The organism is Aeromonas sp. ZOR0001, assembly GCF_000801015.1.
In the GTDB taxonomy this organism is placed as follows: domain Bacteria; phylum Pseudomonadota; class Gammaproteobacteria; order Enterobacterales; family Aeromonadaceae; genus Aeromonas; species Aeromonas veronii.
In genome coordinates, this window is sequence record NZ_JRJY01000006.1 from 44159 (window position 1) to 61019 (window position 16861).

The 16861-nt window shown below is 59.9% G+C and carries 18 protein-coding genes; 8 read left to right on the forward strand and 10 right to left on the reverse strand.

The features are described from left to right. Window positions 1–280 precede the first annotated feature (280 nt). The gene (gene brnQ / locus L972_RS01050; protein ID WP_052200012.1) at window positions 281–1558 is read left to right on the forward strand and encodes a branched-chain amino acid transport system II carrier protein; all 1278 of its coding nucleotides are present in this window, start codon (window positions 281–283) and stop codon (window positions 1556–1558) included. Between the two features lie 73 nt (window positions 1559–1631). Here the strand turns inward: brnQ and L972_RS01055 are convergent, their stop codons facing one another. From L972_RS01055 to zur, 3 genes are read right to left on the reverse strand one after another with little or no spacing between them, the layout of a single operon-like run. After that, the gene (locus tag L972_RS01055) at window positions 1632–1862 is read right to left on the reverse strand and encodes a hypothetical protein (protein WP_047434532.1); all 231 of its coding nucleotides are present in this window, start codon (window positions 1860–1862) and stop codon (window positions 1632–1634) included. 4 nt (window positions 1863–1866) lie between these two features. Continuing rightward, entirely contained in the window at window positions 1867–2328 is a 462-nt protein-coding gene (locus L972_RS01060) for a chemotaxis protein CheX (RefSeq protein WP_005335807.1), read from the reverse strand. Then, window positions 2318–2776: a zinc uptake transcriptional repressor Zur gene (gene zur / locus L972_RS20445; protein WP_005335805.1), complete on the reverse strand. Its 459-nt coding sequence runs from the start codon at window positions 2774–2776 to the stop codon at window positions 2318–2320. The genes L972_RS01060 and zur overlap by 11 nt, the downstream gene beginning before the upstream one ends. A 137-nt stretch (window positions 2777–2913) precedes the next feature. On the opposite strand from zur, the gene dusA reads away from it, so the two are divergent. Continuing rightward, window positions 2914–3900 carry a tRNA dihydrouridine(20/20a) synthase DusA gene (gene dusA / locus L972_RS01070; RefSeq protein WP_047434535.1) on the forward strand — a complete coding sequence of 329 codons (987 nt, stop codon included), beginning with the start codon at window positions 2914–2916 and terminating at the stop codon, window positions 3898–3900. A 68-nt stretch (window positions 3901–3968) separates the two neighbouring features. Here the strand turns inward: dusA and L972_RS01075 are convergent, their stop codons facing one another. The 3 genes from L972_RS01075 to L972_RS01085 all read right to left on the reverse strand — a co-directional run bounded on the left by L972_RS01075 (window position 3969) and on the right by L972_RS01085 (window position 7688). Then, a complete protein-coding gene (locus L972_RS01075) occupies window positions 3969–5528 on the reverse strand; it encodes a methyl-accepting chemotaxis protein (protein WP_047434538.1) in 1560 nt (519 codons plus the stop codon). A gap of 137 nt (window positions 5529–5665) precedes the next feature. Continuing rightward, window positions 5666–5965 carry a hypothetical protein gene (locus L972_RS01080; RefSeq protein ID WP_013723462.1) on the reverse strand — a complete coding sequence of 100 codons (300 nt, stop codon included), beginning with the start codon at window positions 5963–5965 and terminating at the stop codon, window positions 5666–5668. A 118-nt stretch (window positions 5966–6083) separates the two neighbouring features. Continuing rightward, window positions 6084–7688, reverse strand: coding sequence for a peptide ABC transporter substrate-binding protein (locus L972_RS01085; RefSeq protein ID WP_047434541.1), 1605 nt, complete (start codon window positions 7686–7688; stop codon window positions 6084–6086). 184 nt (window positions 7689–7872) lie between these two features. Here L972_RS01085 and L972_RS01090 point away from each other — a divergent pair, with 184 nt between their 5' ends. Next, entirely contained in the window at window positions 7873–8580 is a 708-nt protein-coding gene (locus tag L972_RS01090) for a ParB-like protein (protein WP_047434544.1), read from the forward strand. 94 nt (window positions 8581–8674) lie between these two features. Here L972_RS01090 and L972_RS01095 read toward each other — a convergent pair whose 3' ends face one another. Next, entirely contained in the window at window positions 8675–9334 is a 660-nt protein-coding gene (locus L972_RS01095; RefSeq protein ID WP_047434547.1) for a CatB-related O-acetyltransferase, read from the reverse strand. A 285-nt stretch (window positions 9335–9619) separates the two neighbouring features. Between L972_RS01095 and L972_RS01100 the strand changes: the two genes are divergently transcribed. Beyond that, window positions 9620–10048 carry a DUF2753 family protein gene (locus L972_RS01100; protein ID WP_005335785.1) on the forward strand — a complete coding sequence of 143 codons (429 nt, stop codon included), beginning with the start codon at window positions 9620–9622 and terminating at the stop codon, window positions 10046–10048. 17 nt (window positions 10049–10065) lie between these two features. On the opposite strand, the gene L972_RS01105 is transcribed toward L972_RS01100, so the two are convergent. Then, window positions 10066–10815 (reverse strand): enoyl-CoA hydratase-related protein, encoded by a 750-nt coding sequence (locus L972_RS01105; protein ID WP_047434550.1) that lies wholly within the window; start codon window positions 10813–10815, stop codon window positions 10066–10068. A gap of 90 nt (window positions 10816–10905) precedes the next feature. Here L972_RS01105 and L972_RS01110 point away from each other — a divergent pair, with 90 nt between their 5' ends. The 3 genes from L972_RS01110 (at window position 10906) to L972_RS01120 (ending at window position 12896) form a co-directional block, all read left to right on the forward strand. Continuing rightward, entirely contained in the window at window positions 10906–11355 is a 450-nt protein-coding gene (locus tag L972_RS01110; RefSeq protein WP_005335782.1) for a copper chaperone PCu(A)C, read from the forward strand. Between the two features lie 95 nt (window positions 11356–11450). Continuing rightward, window positions 11451–12083 (forward strand): TIGR04219 family outer membrane beta-barrel protein, encoded by a 633-nt coding sequence (locus L972_RS01115; protein ID WP_005354809.1) that lies wholly within the window; start codon window positions 11451–11453, stop codon window positions 12081–12083. 132 nt (window positions 12084–12215) lie between these two features. Further along, entirely contained in the window at window positions 12216–12896 is a 681-nt protein-coding gene (locus tag L972_RS01120) for an SDR family oxidoreductase (protein WP_005363016.1), read from the forward strand. Between the two features lie 94 nt (window positions 12897–12990). On the opposite strand, the gene L972_RS01125 is transcribed toward L972_RS01120, so the two are convergent. After that, on the reverse strand, window positions 12991–14715 hold the full coding sequence (locus L972_RS01125) for a proline--tRNA ligase (RefSeq protein ID WP_047434553.1): 1725 nt from the start codon (window positions 14713–14715) through the stop codon (window positions 12991–12993). Between the two features lie 274 nt (window positions 14716–14989). Here L972_RS01125 and rlmD point away from each other — a divergent pair, with 274 nt between their 5' ends. Beyond that, window positions 14990–16342, forward strand: coding sequence for a 23S rRNA (uracil(1939)-C(5))-methyltransferase RlmD (gene rlmD / locus L972_RS01130; protein ID WP_047434556.1), 1353 nt, complete (start codon window positions 14990–14992; stop codon window positions 16340–16342). Window positions 16343–16421: 79 nt separating this feature from the next. Here rlmD and L972_RS01135 read toward each other — a convergent pair. Continuing rightward, window positions 16422–16861, reverse strand: a 440-nt coding sequence (locus L972_RS01135; protein ID WP_047434575.1) for a PqiC family protein, incomplete at its 5' end; no start/stop codon positions are given.

A 16861-nucleotide genomic window follows, 5' to 3' on the forward strand; every position in this document is an offset into this window, starting at 1 on the left:
CGCCACATGCGACACCTGTTTATGGAGCGCTGAGTTATTCGGCGATTAATTCCACAGCGGTAAATTGTTTCAAGATATTAATTGGTGATTGAGATCGAACTCCTCTTCTTTATGCTAAAGGTGGTGCGCCTCATCCGGTCCGCGGGCCGTGTGGGGGCGAGAGGTATTGTTACCGGTTATCTGCCAGGCAGTGGGTGCAATCAATAACAAGCTGATAAGGCAGATGAGGTTGAGTTTGACGAAATCATTGAAGTTGTCCGATGTATTCGGATTGGGGTTTATGACGTTTGCCTTCTATCTGGGGGCAGGCAATATCATTTTTCCGCCGCTGGCCGGTTTTATGGCCGGTGAGCATCTGCTGGCCGCCATGTGCGGCTTTTTGCTAACGGCAGTGGGCTTGCCGCTGATCACCCTGATTGCGGTGGCCAAGGGGAGTTCGGGGGGCGGCGCGAGTGGCTGGACCGGAATGACCCGCTATCTGCCCGCCGGGGGGGCGATGGCGCTGGCCATCGCCATCTATATCATCATGGGACCCGCCTTTGCCATTCCCCGCACCGGTCTGGTCGCCTACGAGATGGGGCTCAAGCCCTGGCTTGGCGATACCGGTCATGCGGGGCTGCTGATCTACACCCTGAGTTTCTTTGCGCTGGTGATCCTGGTGGCGCTCGATCGGGGCAAGCTGCTCGATGCGGTCGGCAAGTATCTGACCCCAGCCCTGATGGCGATGCTGCTTATTCTGGCGGTCGGGGTCTTTATGACACCGCAGGGCACCATGCCTGATGCCAGCGGTGAGTACATAGATGCAGCCCTGACCAAAGGAATGCTGGAGGGCTACAACACCATGGATACCCTGGCCTCCCTGATGTTTGGCGCCCTGATCATAGGTCTGCTGCGTCAGAAGGGGATCGAGGATTATCGCAGTCAGTTCAAATATCTGACCATTGCAGGCTTGATCTCGGCGGTCGGGTTGTCGGCGGTGTATGTCTCGCTCTTTCAGCTGGGCAACAGTGCCGGTGGGGTGGCGAGCGATATCAGCAATGGTGGGGCCATCGTCAATGCCTACGTCCTGAGTCTGTTTGGTCAACCGGGCCAGTTTATTCTGGCTGCCATCATCACCCTGGCCTGTTTTACCAGTGCGGTCGGCCTGCTCTGTGCCGGTGCCGACTACTTCCATGGCCTTACAGGTTGGGCCTATCGCAACTGGGTCATGCTGCTGGGGGCGCTCTGTGCACTGGTGGCCAATGTGGGGCTGAGCGAGCTGATCGGCCTCTCGATTCCGGTGCTGGTGGCCATCTATCCGGTTGCCATCGCGCTGGTGCTGGTGACTTTCCTCAAGGGATGGTTTGCCCAGCCACGGCTGGCGTTTCGCGGCGTGCTGACGGTCGCCTTTCTGTTTGGTTGCCTCGATGGGCTGGGGGCTGCCGGGATGGCGATGGACGGCTTTGCCTTCCTGCCGCTGTTCGACAAGGGGCTTGCCTGGCTGCTGCCGACTCTGCTGGCCTGCATCGTCGGCATCCTGGTGCGACCAAGCGGGAAGTTGGCGGCCGAAGCGGCTTGATTCAGGATCAACGAGATAGCAAAGAGGCCAGCATCTGCTGGCCTCTTCTGTTTCTGCCGGATCCGTTACCGGATCAGATTTGCGGGCCTGACGGCTTGGGTTTGCCCTCCAGACCATACCAGTGGGTTTCTACCCGTCCGGCATGCCACTCGAAGGTGCCCCAAGGCTGCTTGGCTTCCCAGCGCGGGAAGTTGATGAGCACCCGGTTATCTTCGTACTTGTAGAGGGAAGTGCTGATCTGAATGTCCGACAGGATCAACAGCAGGGCCCAGCAGATGAAAAGCCATTTCAATGCTTTCCACATAGGGTTACTCGAAGCAGATTTCGATAGTGGCGCGACCGAAATCCGATTCGAACGGCATCATGATCTTGGTGCCATCGGCACGGTGGGTAATGGTGTGGTTGGGGCCGGAGACGATGATGGGGGTCGCCATGTCAAACTCGTAGCCCTTCTCACCCAGCATCCGCTTGGCACCGCCGGTCACCATGTTGGTGATTTCACCGACCATGTCGGTCACCTCTTCGTTGATGTTGGCGGGCGCTTCCCCCAGCATGCGGCGCATGATCTCCAGCGCCAGCCCCTTCTCGAAGCTGATGGAGAGGGAACCACGGGTCTGCGGGCCGACCATGCCGATCAGGCCGGAGACGTCACCGCGCGCCAGCTCATCCATCTTGCGTTTCGGTTTGCCCGGTTTGAGTTCCAGCTGTGCCATGGTCGAGAGCACATTGAGCAGGGATAGCAGGAACGGATTTACAAAATCAGCCTTCATGATGACTTCCTACAGTGGGCGTACAACGGGCACATTGGCCATGTGCCTCTATCGTCTTATTGGTAATAGTAAAACCATGCAAGTGGGCCTGCTCGGAAAACGCGCTATCGATCGCCGTATCGTGAAGCTCGACCACATCCCCGCACTCGTCGCAGATCAACAACTGCATCGGGTGAGCGTGATCGAAGTGGCAGCAGAAGATAAACGCGTTGAGAGATTCCACCTTGTGAGCAAAGCCCTGTTCGAGCAAAAAATCGAGTGCCCGATAGACGGTTGGCGGCTTGGCATTGGCTTCGGTTTGTTGCAGCTGGGCCAACAAATCATAGGCGCTGATGGCGTTGCCGTGTGCCGCCAGCAGGCGAAATACCTGACGTCGGGTCGGGGTGAAGCGGATCCCTCGCTGTATACAGAGTCGCTCGGCTCGTTGTAAAAGTTGGTCTTGATTCATGATCGCGCAGATACCCTTTCTATTAGCCGGATACTATCACAGGGCCTCGCATGGCGCGGCGACAAAATTCATTTTCTGGGGCTGCTTCACGTTGTGATAAAATCCGCCCCTTTCTTTAGCCAACCCGGATGATTTTTATGCAGGCGCAGCGTTTTTCCATTGCCCCCATGCTGGACTGGACTGATCGGCATTGCCGTTACTTTCATCGACTGATGAGCCGCCAGACCTTGCTCTATACCGAAATGGTGACCACCGGCGCCATCATCCATGGCAAGGGGGATTATCTGGGTTACAGCGAGCAGGAGCACCCCATCTCCCTGCAACTGGGTGGCAGCAATCCGGCCGATCTGGCGCGCTGTGCCAAGCTGGCCGAGGAGCGCGGCTATGACGAGGTGAACATCAACGTCGGTTGCCCCTCCGATCGGGTGCAGAACGGTCGCTTTGGCGCCTGCCTGATGGGTGAACCGGCGCTGGTGGCTGACTGCGTCAAGGCGATGCGCGATGTGGTCGATATTCCGGTAACGGTGAAGACCCGTATCGGCATCGATGATCAGGACTCCTACGAATTTCTGCAGACCTTTATCGAACAGGTGCGCGATGCCGGTTGCGACACCTTCATCGTCCATGCCCGCAAGGCCTGGCTGAGCGGCCTTAGCCCCAAGGAGAACCGCGAGATCCCGCCGCTCGATTATCCTCGCGTCTATCGGGTCAAGCAGGATTACCCGGAGCTGACCATTGCCCTCAACGGCGGTGTTACCTCCATGGAGCAGACTCTCGCGCACCTGCAACACGTTGATGGCGTCATGATGGGGCGCGAAGCCTATCAGAACCCCTACATTCTGGCGCAGGTAGACAACCTGGTGTTCGGCCAGAACAACGCCGTGCCGAGCCGCCATGAGGTGGTGCGGATGATGCTGCCCTATATCGAGCAGGAGCTGGCCAAGGGCAACTACCTCTCCCACATGACCCGCCACATGCTGGGTCTGTTCCAGAATATGCAGGGGGCCCGCGCCTGGCGCCGTCACCTGAGCGAGAATGCCTGCAAACCGGGCGCCGGTATTCAGGTGGTGCTGGATGCCATGGCCAAGGTGCCGGAGTTTGCCGCCAGCGAGACGGCCGAATAAGCCAGTTGTGCCAAGGCAAGAGCAACAAAAAGCGCGTCAGTTGACGCGCTTTTTTTATTACTGTCGCTTCAATATCTGAACTGGTTGATCAGCCGCGAGAGATCCTGCAGCCGCTCTACCAGCAGGGTGATGCCATCGAGGGCCAGCCTGCTGTTGTCGGCGGTGTGGCTGGCCAGCTGGTGGATCTGGTGTACCCCTTCATCGAGGGTCGCCGTGACGTCGGCCTGCTGACTCACCGCCTGGGCGATCTCGTCGCTGGTGCGGGTTACCTGCCCCAGCATCCGGTTGATCTGGGTGAGCACGTCGGCGGTGGTGCCCGCGTGCTGCTGGCAGCGTACCGAGGTCTGCGCCCCTTGTGTCATCCCGTCCGACAGCTGTCGTGTAGTCTGTTGCAGCGCCTGGATCATCTCGTGGATCTCGCTGGTCGAGGCGCGGGTCTTCTGGGCCAGCGCCCTCACTTCATCCGCCACCACGGCAAAACCGCGCCCCTGTTCGCCAGCCCGGGCAGCCTCGATGGCCGCATTGAGGGCGAGCAGGTTGGTCTGGTCGGCGATTTGACTGATCACCTCCAGAATACCGCTGATCTTCTGGCTGTCGCTGGTGAGCTGGGCCAGCACGGCGTGGTTGGCATCCAGCTCCTGATGGAGTTGGTTGACGGCGGAGCGGGTGGTCGCCAATGCTTGCAGCCCCTCGTCGGAGACCTGCTGTACCTCTATGACCAGATTGCTTGCCTCATGGGCACTGTGGGCCACATCCCGAATGGAGTGGCTCAGCTCGGTGATGGCGGTCGCCAGCTGCTCGCTATGGGCGCGCTGCTGCTGCAGATGAGTATCAATGGTCTGGATATTGCCCCGGTCATCTTCGGCTGCCTGCAGGATCTGCTGGTTGGTGTCGGCGCTGCGCCCGACCACGGCCTTGAGCTCGGCCTGCTTCATCCGCAGGGCCAGTTCGACGGCCGCCAGGGTGTCGCGCCGTCGGGTGTAGAGCACCTGACAGAGGCGGGTTCCCTTATCTTGATCGGCAAGGGTGAGCAGATGAGACAGCCGTTGCTGCAATCGCCAGCCGTGGATTGCCTGTGCCAACAGCAACAAGGCGGTGGGCAGCAGCCATAACAGGTTGCCGGTGGCAAAGGTAGCAAGAGTGGTGAGCAAGGCAGAAGCGGAGAGGCAGAGGGTCAGCTGACCCGGTTCAATGTGAAAGCGGCTCAGCCAGGGAAGCGCCTTGCCGCTTCGCAGCAGGCCATAGAGCTGCTCGGCCCAGGCCACATCGCTGGCGGCGGGTTTGGTGCGCACTGACTGGAACTCGACGATCTCCTTCTGCGCATTGAGGATCGGGGTGACGTAAGCGTTTACCCAATAGAACTGACCGCTTTTGGCGCGGTTCTTGACCAGCCCCATCCAGCTTTTGCCCTGTCGCAGCCGCTGCCACATGTCGGCGAAGGCCGCCTTGGGCATGTCGGGGTGTCGCACCAGATTGTGGGGTACCCCTTCCATTTCGGCCGCACCATACCCGGCCACATCACAGAAGTGCTGGTTGGCATAGGTAATATGACTGGCGGGATCCGTGGTCGAGATGAGTGCGATGTTGTCGGGGAAGTGTATCTCCCCCTCCTGATGGAGTTTGGTCATGTGTCGTTCCTGAAAAAGCCAAATAACTGATAACTATGTTTTTTATTGTCGTTCTCAGTTAATCATTCTAAGGCTCTTCAGTGACCCGAACTTGGCTTGGGTCAATTAATCAACACAATGAATTGATGAAGTGAGGGTCAGCTGGCCGGTGTGAAATCGTGAACTTCACCCTTTCTTGGGGCGAGGCGAGGATCATCATCTTTGTACTCATGTACAAGCTGCATGGTTTTGCAGAAGCTGGCCTGCTTGTCGTACTCCTGACGAGCCAACTCGATGGCCCGTTCGGCCCGGCGCCGCTCCATCTTGTCAGACTTGCGATCGCTGAACTGTTGCTGCTGATGCAGCATCCAGCCGACAAACTCTTGCTGGCATTGAGATTCGCTGTTGGCCTGAGCAGGCAGGGTCCACAATAACGAGAGCAGTATCAAATAACGCATGTCTGACTGGGCATTGAAGATTAATTGAACAGAAGGGGCGGCATTTTAGGCTGGAAATCGGGGTGTTAACAGTATCAATAGCGAGGCCTTGCGGGGCCTCGCATCGTTGTGGCCGGTGTCAGTGTTTGACGAGGTAGAGTTGGCGGCTGTAGGCCACATCTTCCGGGTTGTTGATGGGGTAGCCCTTGAGCCATGGCTTGATGAGGCGGGCATTGGTGTACTGGTAGATGGGGGCGATGGGGGCCTGATCCAGCAGGATCGCTTCCGCCTCGCCAAACAGCTTGCTGCGGCTGGCGGTATCCTGAGTGCTGGCAGCCTCTGCCAGCAGCTGGTCATAACGGGCATTGGCAAAGCCTGCCATATTGCCGCTGTGACGGGAGCCCCACAGGCCGAGGAACGCTGACGGGTCGTTGTAATCGGCGACCCAGGAGGAGCGGATCACCTCGAACTGACCGCTCTGGCGACTGTCGAGATAGGTTTTCCACTCCTGATTGGTCAGCTCGACCTCGGCGCCCAGCTTCTGCTTCCACATGCTGGCAATCGCCAGTGCCATCTTCTTGTGAATTTCCGCGGTGTTGTAGAGCAGGGTCAGCTTGAGCGGCTTGTCCGGGCCGTAACCGGCCTCCTTGAGCAGGGCCTTGGCCTTGCTGTCCAGCGTCGGTTGGCTGCTGGTGGAGAGCAGGTTGGCGGCCGGGGTAAAGCTGGTGGTCACATCCGGAGTGAAGTGATAAGCCGGTTTCTCGCCAGTGCCGAGCACCTTGTCGGCGATCAGGGCGCGATCGATGGTGTAGGAGAGCGCCTTGCGTACCCGCACATCGTTCAGTGGTGCCTGACGGGTATTGAAAGCGTAGTAGTAGGTACCGAGCTGATCCGGGGTGTAGACCTCATTCGGGATCTGCTGCTTCAGCTTGTCGTACTGCTCCTTGGGGAAGGATTCGGTGATATGCAGATCGCCAGCCAGGTAGCGGTTGGTCGCCGCGCTCTCCTGATTGATCGGCATGAAGATCACCTTGGTCAATACGGTATGGGCCCGATCCCAGTAATAAGGGTTGGGGGTCAGCTCCAGCTTCTCGTTGACCACCCGGTTGTTCAGCACAAAGGCACCGTTGCCCACCAGTTTGCCGGGTTGGGTCCACTGGTTGCCGTACTGCTCGATGCTGGCCTGATGGAGCGGCGACAGGCTGGGGTGGCTCAGCAGGTTCAGGAAGTAGGGTACCGGCTGGGAGAGGGTCACCTGCAGGGTGTGGTCATCGAGGGCCTTGACCCCCAGCTCGCTGGCAGGCAATTTGCCAGCGACTATCTCGTCCACCTTGTCGAAACGGGCCAGTTGGGCAAACCAGGCGAAGGTGGCCGCCTCTTTCGGGTCGACCAGCTTGCGCCAGCCGTAGACGAAGTCGCCGGCCTTGACCGGATCGCCGTTGGACCAGCGCGCATCCGGGCGCAGATGGAAGGTAAAGAACTGGTTGCCCTTGTTCTCCCAGCTGGCCGCCACCCCGGCAACCGGTTTGCCATCCGGCCCCTGGGTCAGCAGCCCCTCGAACAGATCCCGCAGTACCTGCAACTCCGGCAGGCCGACCAGCTTGAGCGGGCTCAGGCTCGCAGGTTCATCCTTGAGGTGGCGAACGACAATCTGCTCGGCGGCGAGTTGTGTTCCGGCGGGAATATCGGCAGCCTGGACAGCAGCACAGCCCAGCAGGGCCAGCAAGGGGCTCCATCCTTTCATGGGTCGGATCCTTCAAATAGTGTGAAGCGGGGAGAAAACTCGGCGAGAAAATATCGCCGACAGATGGGAAATCATGATATCCCGTTTGCTGGTCTGACCGCCAGCATTCGACTCTCACTCCCAATCGGGGTAGAAGAGCGTTCCCGGCGTCTGTGCAGTTCAATGTGGTGAGGAGTGTCAAACGATGAAAGCATGGTTATTGCTGGCCTGTGTGTTGAGCCAGGGTGCCTGGGCGTTGGCCCCGTGCCAGAGCGACACGGCGGTGGGCAACTGGTGCGAGATCGGCATCGATGCCTTGCACCCGACTCAGGGGGGCGTCGGCCAGATGCAGGTCGATGCGACCCAGGCCACATTGGCGGGCATGAGCGCAAAGCAGCTCGACAAGTTGATGAAAAAGAAAGAGATCCCCGTGGTGATTGCGCCGGATGGCAGCTACTGGCTGGTGGACAGGCACCATCTCACCAAGGCGCTGTGGCAGCAGGGCGTCAAGGATGCCCGGGTCAAGGTGATTGGCCGCCTGCAGGACAAGGCCAACTTCTGGAGCCAGATGCAGAACAACCATTGGGCCTGGCTCAAGGATGAGAAGGGGCAACCACTGACCCCGGAGCAGTTGCCGACCAGTATCGACAAGCTGCCTGATTACCCCTATCGCACCCTCGCCGGACTGCTGCAGAATGCGGGCTACTTTCGCAAGGACAAACAGGTCTATTTCGTCGAGTTTGCCTGGGCCAGCTGGCTCGGCAAGCAGATGCAATGGATGCCGGTGGACAGCGCCAATCTGGCGGCTCGACTGCAACAGGCCAAACGGCTCGCCTGCGGCAGCGATGCCAAGGATCTACCCGGTTATCCCGGCAAGCAGTGCAGCCTCAACCAGTCCAAAAGCGCGCAGTGAGTGGATGAGCGATGACGGCATCCAGAGCATGCCGGAGATAAAAGAGGGCGACCCCGGGGTCGCCCTTATGCTGTCAGCTACTGGTTAGCGGTGGTCACTCATGGCGCTCCGCCCAGCGGGCAGCCGCCTGCTCAAGCAGGGCGACTTCGCCTTGCTGGATCAGCGGTAGCAGATCGTTGACCTGTTGATCCGGCAAATCCCACCAGGCGAGGGCCTGTAGCCGGGCAATCTCCTCCTCGCCAAAGCGCATCCGCACCACCTTGGCCGGGGTGCCCGCCACCATGGCATAGGGCGGCACATCCTGATTGACCAGCGAGCGGGCGGCGATGATGGCACCGTCGCCGATGGTGACGCCGGGCATGATCATCGCCTCCATGCCGATCCAGACATCGTTACCGATGCGGGTATCGCCTGCGGGGCGGTAGCTGCGCTGGAGCGCCGCCAGATCGGCGAACGGATAGGTGCTGATGAAGGCCGTGTTGTGGGTGTGGTTGCCCCCCATGATGATCTTTACCCCGGCGGCAATCTGCACATAGTCGCCGATATGGAGACGGTCGATATGCCAGAGCGGCTCCCAGCCGGTTTCCGGGCTGCGGCTGAAGGGATCGCCATGGAGGTAGCGTATCGCCACCTCTTCGAAGGGGCCATCCCAGGCACCCGAGTAGTAGCTGTGCTGCCCCTTGAGGCAGATATTGGGGTTGGTCACCGTCAGGTGCAGGTATTCGACCTGCGACCAGTGTTGGCAGGTGTTCATGCTGGTACTCCTTTGCTGAATGGATCGGATGGGTTGCGTTCGCTTGAGCGCAGCTAATAGATCCAGACCAGCATGCGGGGCACGCAGAGCAGGGAGCAGCCCAGCATCTGCGGGAGGCGTGGTCGCATTGTGGTGTGCTCCAAAGAAGGGTGTAAGGGCGCGATCATAAAGTCGGGCGCCGGGTTTGCCAAGGTTGCGCAGAGATCCTGCACTAACCCTCTGGTTGATATTTATTCTCAATTAGCCATGATAACACTCCCACCATGACGGACTCGGGAGAGCGAGATGACACCGCAAAGTTGGCAACGATACATGCTGGAGGCGGAGCGTGCCTGGCAGGCCGGTTCGCTGGGGGCGGCGATCTGCTTTTATCAGCAGGCGCTGGGGGATGTTTACGAGATGACCCAGGTCGAGTTGACCGAACTGGCCACCATGCGGGTCGCCACCTGTCACCGGCTGGCTGACTTCTGGCGGGCGATGGATGAGCCGACTTACGAGCTGCGCTACCTGAAGCTTGCCTCCGAGCTGGTGACTGCGCTGGTGCCGCAGTGCCCGAACCGGGAGTGCGAGGCGCTGATCAGCGAGCTGGGTTGCTGCCGTGGAGCCCTGCTCGCCTTTCTCAAGCGTCACCCCAATCCGGAAATTGCCCGGCTGATCCAGCTGCAGGACAAGGTGCAGGGCTGCGAGCTGATCGGCCGTTTTCGCCTCAACTGAACGGATGTGGGCGCGGCTCAGCCTCGCCGTTTGAGTTTCTGGGCGATGCGTTGCTGCGCCTCTTCCCCTTGCAGTGCCTGGGCGAAGGCGCGCGCCTCCAGATCGATGACAAAGTGCACCGCCTGTTTAAGCTCCTGTTTCAGCAGCGCCTTGCTCTTTTGCAGCGCTCTGGGCGGCTTGGCCGCCAGCTTCAGCCCCTGCTCGCGGGCAAGGGAGAGCAATCCATCGGCCGCCACTACCTTGTTGGCCAGCCCTAATCGCAGCGCCTCTTCGGCATCAATCGCCTCGGCCAGCAGCAACAGCTCGGCCGCCTTGAGGTGCCCCACCAGACGCGGCAGCAGCAGGCTGGAGGCGAACTCCGGCACCAGCCCCAACTCGACGAAAGGAAGCTGCAAGCGGGCATTATCCGCCAGATAGACCAGATCGCAGTGCAGCAAAATGGTGGTGCCAATCCCCACCGCCGGGCCTGCAACGGCAGCGATCACGGGTTTGGGGAAATCGGCCAGGGTGTGGAGGAACTGCAGGATGGGGTCGTCGGGCTCCAGCGAGCTCTTGCCCATAAAGTCGGCCAGATCATTGCCCGCGGTAAAGCAATCCTGCTGCCCCTGCAACAGCAGGACATGCACCTCCTCATCGGCTGCCGCCTCTCGCAGCGCTGCCACCAGTTGCTTATAGAGCTCGGTATTGAGGGCGTTGCGCTTGTCGGGGCGGTTGAGGGTCAGGGTGAGCAAGCCATCCTGCTGCTCGGCAATGAGAATGGGGGCCATGTCTAAATCCTTGTTATTGAAAGGTGCAAAAAAGGTTGCTGCTGGGGTAACCTTGGCGCCGTTTAACAACATCATAAAAGGATTTCAACCATGTTTAAACGTGCGTTTTATTCTCTGCTGGTTCTGGGTATGACGGCGCCTGCACTGGCCAAGGTCGAGGCTGTCGACGGTTATGTGCGCCTGTTGCCGCCGGGCTCCCCCAACACTGCCGCCTTTATGGTGCTCAAGAATGACGCCGACCAGCCGGTCAAGCTGGTGGCGGCGGCTTCTGCTGCGGCCGGGCGTGCCGAGCTGCACACTCATCTGCACGAAAATGGCGTGATGAAGATGCGTCAGGTCGAGAATATCGAGATCCCGGCCAAGGGCGAAGCGGTGCTGAAACCGGGCAGCCTGCACATCATGCTGTTCGAGGTGGGCACGCTCTCCGAGCAGACCCCTTTCCCGCTCACCCTCACCATGGATGATGGTCAGAAGCTGGATCTGTCACTGCCGGTGAAGCCGATTGAGCCGATGGCAGAGATGAAGCATATGAAGCACTGACATTTGTCGTCGTTTGTTCAGGATTGACGCTGGGTATTTTGGCTGCACCGAGTAAAATAGTGCTCTTTTCCATGTATGCAAGAGGAAGTGACGTAATGAAAAAGACGCTGATTGCCGGTTTTGTGCTGGCTCTGTGCAGCCAGAGTGCCATGGCCGCTGACGACTGGCGTTTTGCCGCCGGTGCCGATGTATGGGCCGCCAAGGGCAGTGGTCAGGCTTATGGCACCAGTGCTGATGGCAGCTATGACGACAGCTACAACTGGAACGGCTATCTGCAACTGGAACACGGCATCATCTTCCTGCCGAACGCCAAGTTTGAAGTCTCCGATTTCAGCACCTCTGGCGGCAACTTCAAGAACGATCTGACTGCCTACGATCTGAGCCTCTACTACCGTCTGTTCAACAACGATCTGTTCAAGATCGATCTGGGTATGACCGGCCGTCACTACGATGGCGAGCAGGTCTACTTCGGTCGCAAGGGTTATGACGAAGATACCCTGATGGCCTATGCCGGCAGCGAAGTGAAGATCCCGGGCACCGGCATCGCCTTCTTCGGCGATCTGCGCACTCACGATGCGGACAACTATGACTACCGTCTGGGTGGTTCCTACAAGTTCTCCTCCATGCCGATCAAGCTGCGTGCCGGCTGGCGTGAAGCCAAGGTCGACTTCGCCAATATCGACCAGTCTGTCGATGGCTGGTTCATGGGCGGCGAATTCACTTTCTAATCTGACGTTGTCTGACAACGGGGGTGATATTCTTCGCCAACATCTATCAGAGCATTCTGTCTGTCGATGGCTGGTTCATGGGCGGTGAATTCACTTTCTAATCTGACCGTCAACTGACGACGAGGAGCGATAATGGGCCACATCATAGTGACAGGTGCCGGTTCTGGTCTCGGCCGGGCGCTGACCATAGGTCTGGTTGAGCGGGGCCACCAGGTCTCCATGATGGGGCGCCGTTATCAGCGACTGCAGGAGCAGGAACAACTGCTCGGCAGCGCGGTGATCGGCATCGCCGCCGATCTGGCGCACCATGAAGAGGTCGACGTCGCCTTCGCCGCTGCGGTGGAGTGGGGGGGGCTGCCCGACATGGTGATCCACTGCGCCGGGGTGGGCGAGTTTGGCCCGGTCGGTGTCTACACCGCCGAGCAGATCCGCCGGGTGGTGGAGAGCAACCTTATCTCCACCATTCTGGTGGCCCAGCAAACGGTGCGGCTTATCGGTGAGAAAGGCGGAGTACTGGCGAATGTGCTCTCCTCCGCCGCTCAGGTGGGCAAGGCTAACGAGAGCCTCTACTGCGCCTCCAAATGGGGGATGCGCGGCTTTCTCGAATCCTTGCGTGCCGAGCTGAAAGGCTCGCCACTGCGGCTGGTCAACCTCTACCCGAGCGGGATCCGCAGCGAATTCTGGGATAACTCGGATCACGTCGACCCGAGCGGTTTCATGACCCCGGAAGATGCGGCGGCCTATATGCTCGACGCGCTGGAAGCCAGAAGCAGTTGCCACGTGACAGATCTCTTTATCGGTCGTAATCCCTGAGGCGAAACCCGCCATCCGGTTGCCGTCGTCAGAACATACAGAAACAAAAAGCGCGCCAAATGGCGCGCTTTTTTATATCGGGAAGAGGGCGGAATTAACGGCTCAGCTTGGCCTTGAGCATGGCGATGATGTCGCTGATGGCCACTTCCTGCTTCTCGCCGGTGCGGCGGCACTTGTACTCCACCACACCGTTGTCCAGACCGCGATCGCCGATGACGATGGCGTGCGGGATGCCCAGCAGCTCCATGTCGGCAAACATCACGCCCGGGCGCTCTTTACGGTCGTCGAACAGCACGTCCACACCAGCGGCTTTCAGCTCGGCGTAGAACTGCTGTGCCTGCTCGGCCACGCGCTCGGATTTGTGCATGTTCATCGGCACGATGGCCACTTCGAACGGAGCGATGGCGTCCGGCCAGATGATGCCGTACTGGTCGTTGTTCTGCTCGATGGCGGCGGCCACCAGACGGGAAACCCCGATACCGTAGCAACCCATCTCCATAGTAACGGACTTGCCAGCTTCGTTCAGCACGCTCGCCTTCATCGCTTCGGAGTATTTGGTACCCAGCTGGAAGATGTGGCCCACTTCGATACCGCGCTTGAGCAGCAGCTTGCCCTGGCCGCACGGGCTCGGGTCGCCTTCTACCACGTTGCGCAGGTCGGCAACTTCGTAAGAAGCGATGTCGCGATCCCAGTTGGCACCGGTCAGGTGGAAGCCGGTCTCGTTGGCGCCGCAGACGAAGTCCGCCAGATGGGCGGCGCTGCGATCGACGATGATGCGACCGGCAAAGCCGACCGGGCCGATGGAGCCTGCATCGCAACCGGCGGCAGCTTTGATCTGCTCGTCGTTGGCGAAGGTCAGCGGGTTAGCCACGCCAGAGAGCTTCTCAGCCTTGATTTCGTTCAGCTCGTGGTCGCCACGTAGTACCAGCGCAATGACGGCCTGCTTGCCGTGCTCATCTTCCTCTGCCAGTACCAGCAGGGTCTTGGCGATGGCGGTCGGAGCCACGTTCAGGAAGGCAGCCACTTCGTCGATGGTGTGGACGTTCGGGGTGGCAACCTTGGTCAGGGCTGCGGTGGCGGCAGCGCGCTCACCAGCCGGTGCCAGCGCTTCGGCCATCTCGATGTTGGCGGCGTAATCGGAGCTATCGGAGAAGGCGATCAGATCTTCACCGCTCTCGGCCAGCACCTGGAATTCGTGGGAACCGGTACCACCGATGGAGCCGGTATCGGCCTGCACCGGACGGAAGTTCAGACCCATGCGGGTGAAAGCCTTGCAGTAGGCGGCGTGCATCTTCTCGTAGGTATCGACCAGAGATTCCTTGTCGATGTGGAAGGAGTAAGCATCCTTCATCAGGAATTCGCGGCCACGCATCACGCCGAAACGGGGGCGTACTTCGTCGCGGAACTTGGTCTGGATCTGGTAGAGGTTGAGCGGCAGCTGCTTGTAGCTGTTCACTTCGTAACGCACCAGCGCAGTGATCACCTCTTCGTGGGTCGGGCCCAGCACGAAGGGACGGTTGTGGCGGTCGGTCAGACGGCACAGCTCGGGACCGTAGTCATCCCAGCGGCCGGACTCCTGCCACAGCTCGGCGGGTTGAACCACCGGCATAGAGACTTCGACGGCACCAGCATTGTTCATCTCTTCGCGAACAATGTTCTCGATTTTCTTCAGTACCCGCAGACCGGTTGGCAACCAGGCATACATGCCGGAGGCCAGTTTACGGATCATCCCGGCGCGCAGCATCAGCTGGTGGCTGACAACTTCAGCGTCGGAGGGGGTTTCCTTGAGAGTGGAAAGCAGATATTGGCTGGTACGCATCGCGGTAGACCTTAGCTAGAACGGGCGCGGGGCCCAGGATAATTTCAAGGGCGGAATTTTAACAGGCTGGGCGTTATGGCCCAAGGGCTAAATTTGCCGCAACCCGAAAGGTGGCAACGCCCGGCAGATAGCCTGGTGCAATGACCATTGCAACAAGCAGGCTTTTTATGCCTGCAATTTGGCCGGATCTCCGCTAAACTCTGCCACCTTTTCTCGATGGGCATGGCTTTTCCGCGTCCATCACCCCCCATTTTTAGTACTTTTGGAGCCGCTCATGCCGTTAGTGGGACATCAACACCAGATCGAGATCCTGGAACTGACCGACAAAGGAGATGGCAAAGGACGCCTGTTCGATCGCCCCCTGTTTGTCGAAGGTCTGCTGCCCGGTGAGCAGGCGCTGGTGGAGCTGACCGAGGTCAAGCCGAACTATCTGCACGGCAAGGTTGCCGAGCTGCTCCAGCCCTCCGCCGATCGGGTTGCCGATTTCTGCCCCAACACCGAGTGTGGTGGCTGTCAGGTGCGCCCGCTGGCCTATCCGGCCCAGCTCAAGCTCAAGCAGGCACTGGTGCAGAGCGCACTGGAACAGGTCGGGCTGGGTGATACTCCGGTCAAGGATATCCTTGGCATGGAAAGCCCGTTCGCCTATCGCAACAAGGCGCAATATGCGGTGCGTGGCTGCGATGTCGGTGCCGAGATCGGTTTTTATCGCAAGCACTCCCACGATCTCATCCCCGCTGATGACTGTGCGGTGCAGGATCCGCTGCACGTCGAGCTCAACGCCCGGGTGCGCAACTGGATGCGCGCGCACGACATCGCCGCCTATGACGAAGTAAACCACAGCGGCTGCGTGCGTAACCTGATAACCCGCAAGGGCTTCAAGAGCGGCGAGCTGATGGTGGTGCTGGTCACTTTGGGCGAGGAGTTACCGTTCGAAGCCGAGCTGTTGGCGAGCTTAAGCGATCTGCCGGTCACTACCCTGGTGCAGAACATCAACGATGAGCGCACCAACCGCATTCTGGGGGCCACCAACCGGGTGCTGCTCGGCGAAGGGGTGATCCGCGACAAGATCCACGAACTCGAGTTCGAGATCTCGCCGCTCTCCTTCTTCCAGAACAACCCGACCCAGACCGATGTGCTCTACTCCAGCGCCCTCGATTATGCCGAGCTGACCGGTAACGAGACGGTGTTCGACATCTATTGCGGTATCGGCACCATCTCCCTGTTCCTGGCTGGCAAGGCCGCCAAGGTCGTCGGGATCGAGTCGGTGGAGAGCGCCATCAGCGATGCCCGTCGCAACGCCGCCCTCAACGGTATCGAGCACACCGAATTCCACGTTGGCAAGGCCGAGCAGCTGATGCCCGAGCTGCACGCCCAAGGCGTGACAGCTGACGTGGTGGTAATGGATCCGCCCCGCAAAGGCTGTGACAAGGCGGTGCTGCAGACCCTGGTCGCCATGGCGCCCCGCCGTCTGGTCTATGTCTCCTGCAACCCGCAGACTTTGGCCCGCGACCTTGCCTGGCTGGTCAAGCAGGGCTTCGTGCTGGATGAAGTGCAACCGGTCGATATGTTCCCGCACTCCATGCATGTGGAAGCGGTTGCCCGCCTGAGCCTGCCCGCCCAGGCATAAGTCGCCCCGACTCTTGCCCATAAAAAACGACGCCAGCTGGCGTCGTTTTTTTCTATCTGATACTCGCAGGTTGATGTGCTCAACCTTGCTTGCGCACCTCGGCGGCGATCTGGTCGAGCAGCTGTTGCCAGCCCTGACCCAGTTCGTTCACCAGTGCGTTGTAGCCATCGGCTGGCAGTACCCGCTCCTGACGGAAGGGGGCATCGCGCAACACGGTGCCATCTTCCGCCAGCAGGCGCCAGCGGCCGCTCAGCACGGCGCTGCCGTCATGACGGCCCTGAAAGCGCTCCACCAGAATGGTCAGCACCGGCCCCTTGCGGGCGCCATCCTGCCGCACCACCCAGCCCGGCAGGCGGGTGGAGAGGCCATTGAGGGTGAGCTGGTTGAGCTGATCGTCCAGCGCACCGGCCCAGCGATGGTACTCGGTGAAGTGCAGCTCTTGTCCTTCCAGCTGATAGACCAGGCTGATCCGGTCGAGCTGGCTGGCCAGCGCCACCGGGCGCAGCACCAGCTGGTGCT

What these genes read in the sequence shown, in the direction of transcription:
- brnQ (WP_052200012.1), top strand. Translation starts at nt 281, where the DNA reads ATGACGTTTGCCTTCTATCTGGGGGCAGGCAATATCATTTTTCCGCCG.
- L972_RS01055 (WP_047434532.1), bottom strand. Translation starts at nt 1,862, where the DNA reads ATGTGGAAAGCATTGAAATGGCTTTTCATCTGCTGGGCCCTGCTGTTG.
- L972_RS01060 (WP_005335807.1), bottom strand. Translation starts at nt 2,328, where the DNA reads ATGAAGGCTGATTTTGTAAATCCGTTCCTGCTATCCCTGCTCAATGTG.
- zur (WP_005335805.1), bottom strand. Translation starts at nt 2,776, where the DNA reads ATGAATCAAGACCAACTTTTACAACGAGCCGAGCGACTCTGTATACAG.
- dusA (WP_047434535.1), top strand. Translation starts at nt 2,914, where the DNA reads ATGCAGGCGCAGCGTTTTTCCATTGCCCCCATGCTGGACTGGACTGAT.
- L972_RS01075 (WP_047434538.1), bottom strand. Translation starts at nt 5,528, where the DNA reads ATGACCAAACTCCATCAGGAGGGGGAGATACACTTCCCCGACAACATC.
- L972_RS01080 (WP_013723462.1), bottom strand. Translation starts at nt 5,965, where the DNA reads ATGCGTTATTTGATACTGCTCTCGTTATTGTGGACCCTGCCTGCTCAG.
- L972_RS01085 (WP_047434541.1), bottom strand. Translation starts at nt 7,688, where the DNA reads ATGAAAGGATGGAGCCCCTTGCTGGCCCTGCTGGGCTGTGCTGCTGTC.
- L972_RS01090 (WP_047434544.1), top strand. Translation starts at nt 7,873, where the DNA reads ATGAAAGCATGGTTATTGCTGGCCTGTGTGTTGAGCCAGGGTGCCTGG.
- L972_RS01095 (WP_047434547.1), bottom strand. Translation starts at nt 9,334, where the DNA reads ATGAACACCTGCCAACACTGGTCGCAGGTCGAATACCTGCACCTGACG.
- L972_RS01100 (WP_005335785.1), top strand. Translation starts at nt 9,620, where the DNA reads ATGACACCGCAAAGTTGGCAACGATACATGCTGGAGGCGGAGCGTGCC.
- L972_RS01105 (WP_047434550.1), bottom strand. Translation starts at nt 10,815, where the DNA reads ATGGCCCCCATTCTCATTGCCGAGCAGCAGGATGGCTTGCTCACCCTG.
- L972_RS01110 (WP_005335782.1), top strand. Translation starts at nt 10,906, where the DNA reads ATGTTTAAACGTGCGTTTTATTCTCTGCTGGTTCTGGGTATGACGGCG.
- L972_RS01115 (WP_005354809.1), top strand. Translation starts at nt 11,451, where the DNA reads ATGAAAAAGACGCTGATTGCCGGTTTTGTGCTGGCTCTGTGCAGCCAG.
- L972_RS01120 (WP_005363016.1), top strand. Translation starts at nt 12,216, where the DNA reads ATGGGCCACATCATAGTGACAGGTGCCGGTTCTGGTCTCGGCCGGGCG.
- L972_RS01125 (WP_047434553.1), bottom strand. Translation starts at nt 14,715, where the DNA reads ATGCGTACCAGCCAATATCTGCTTTCCACTCTCAAGGAAACCCCCTCC.
- rlmD (WP_047434556.1), top strand. Translation starts at nt 14,990, where the DNA reads ATGCCGTTAGTGGGACATCAACACCAGATCGAGATCCTGGAACTGACC.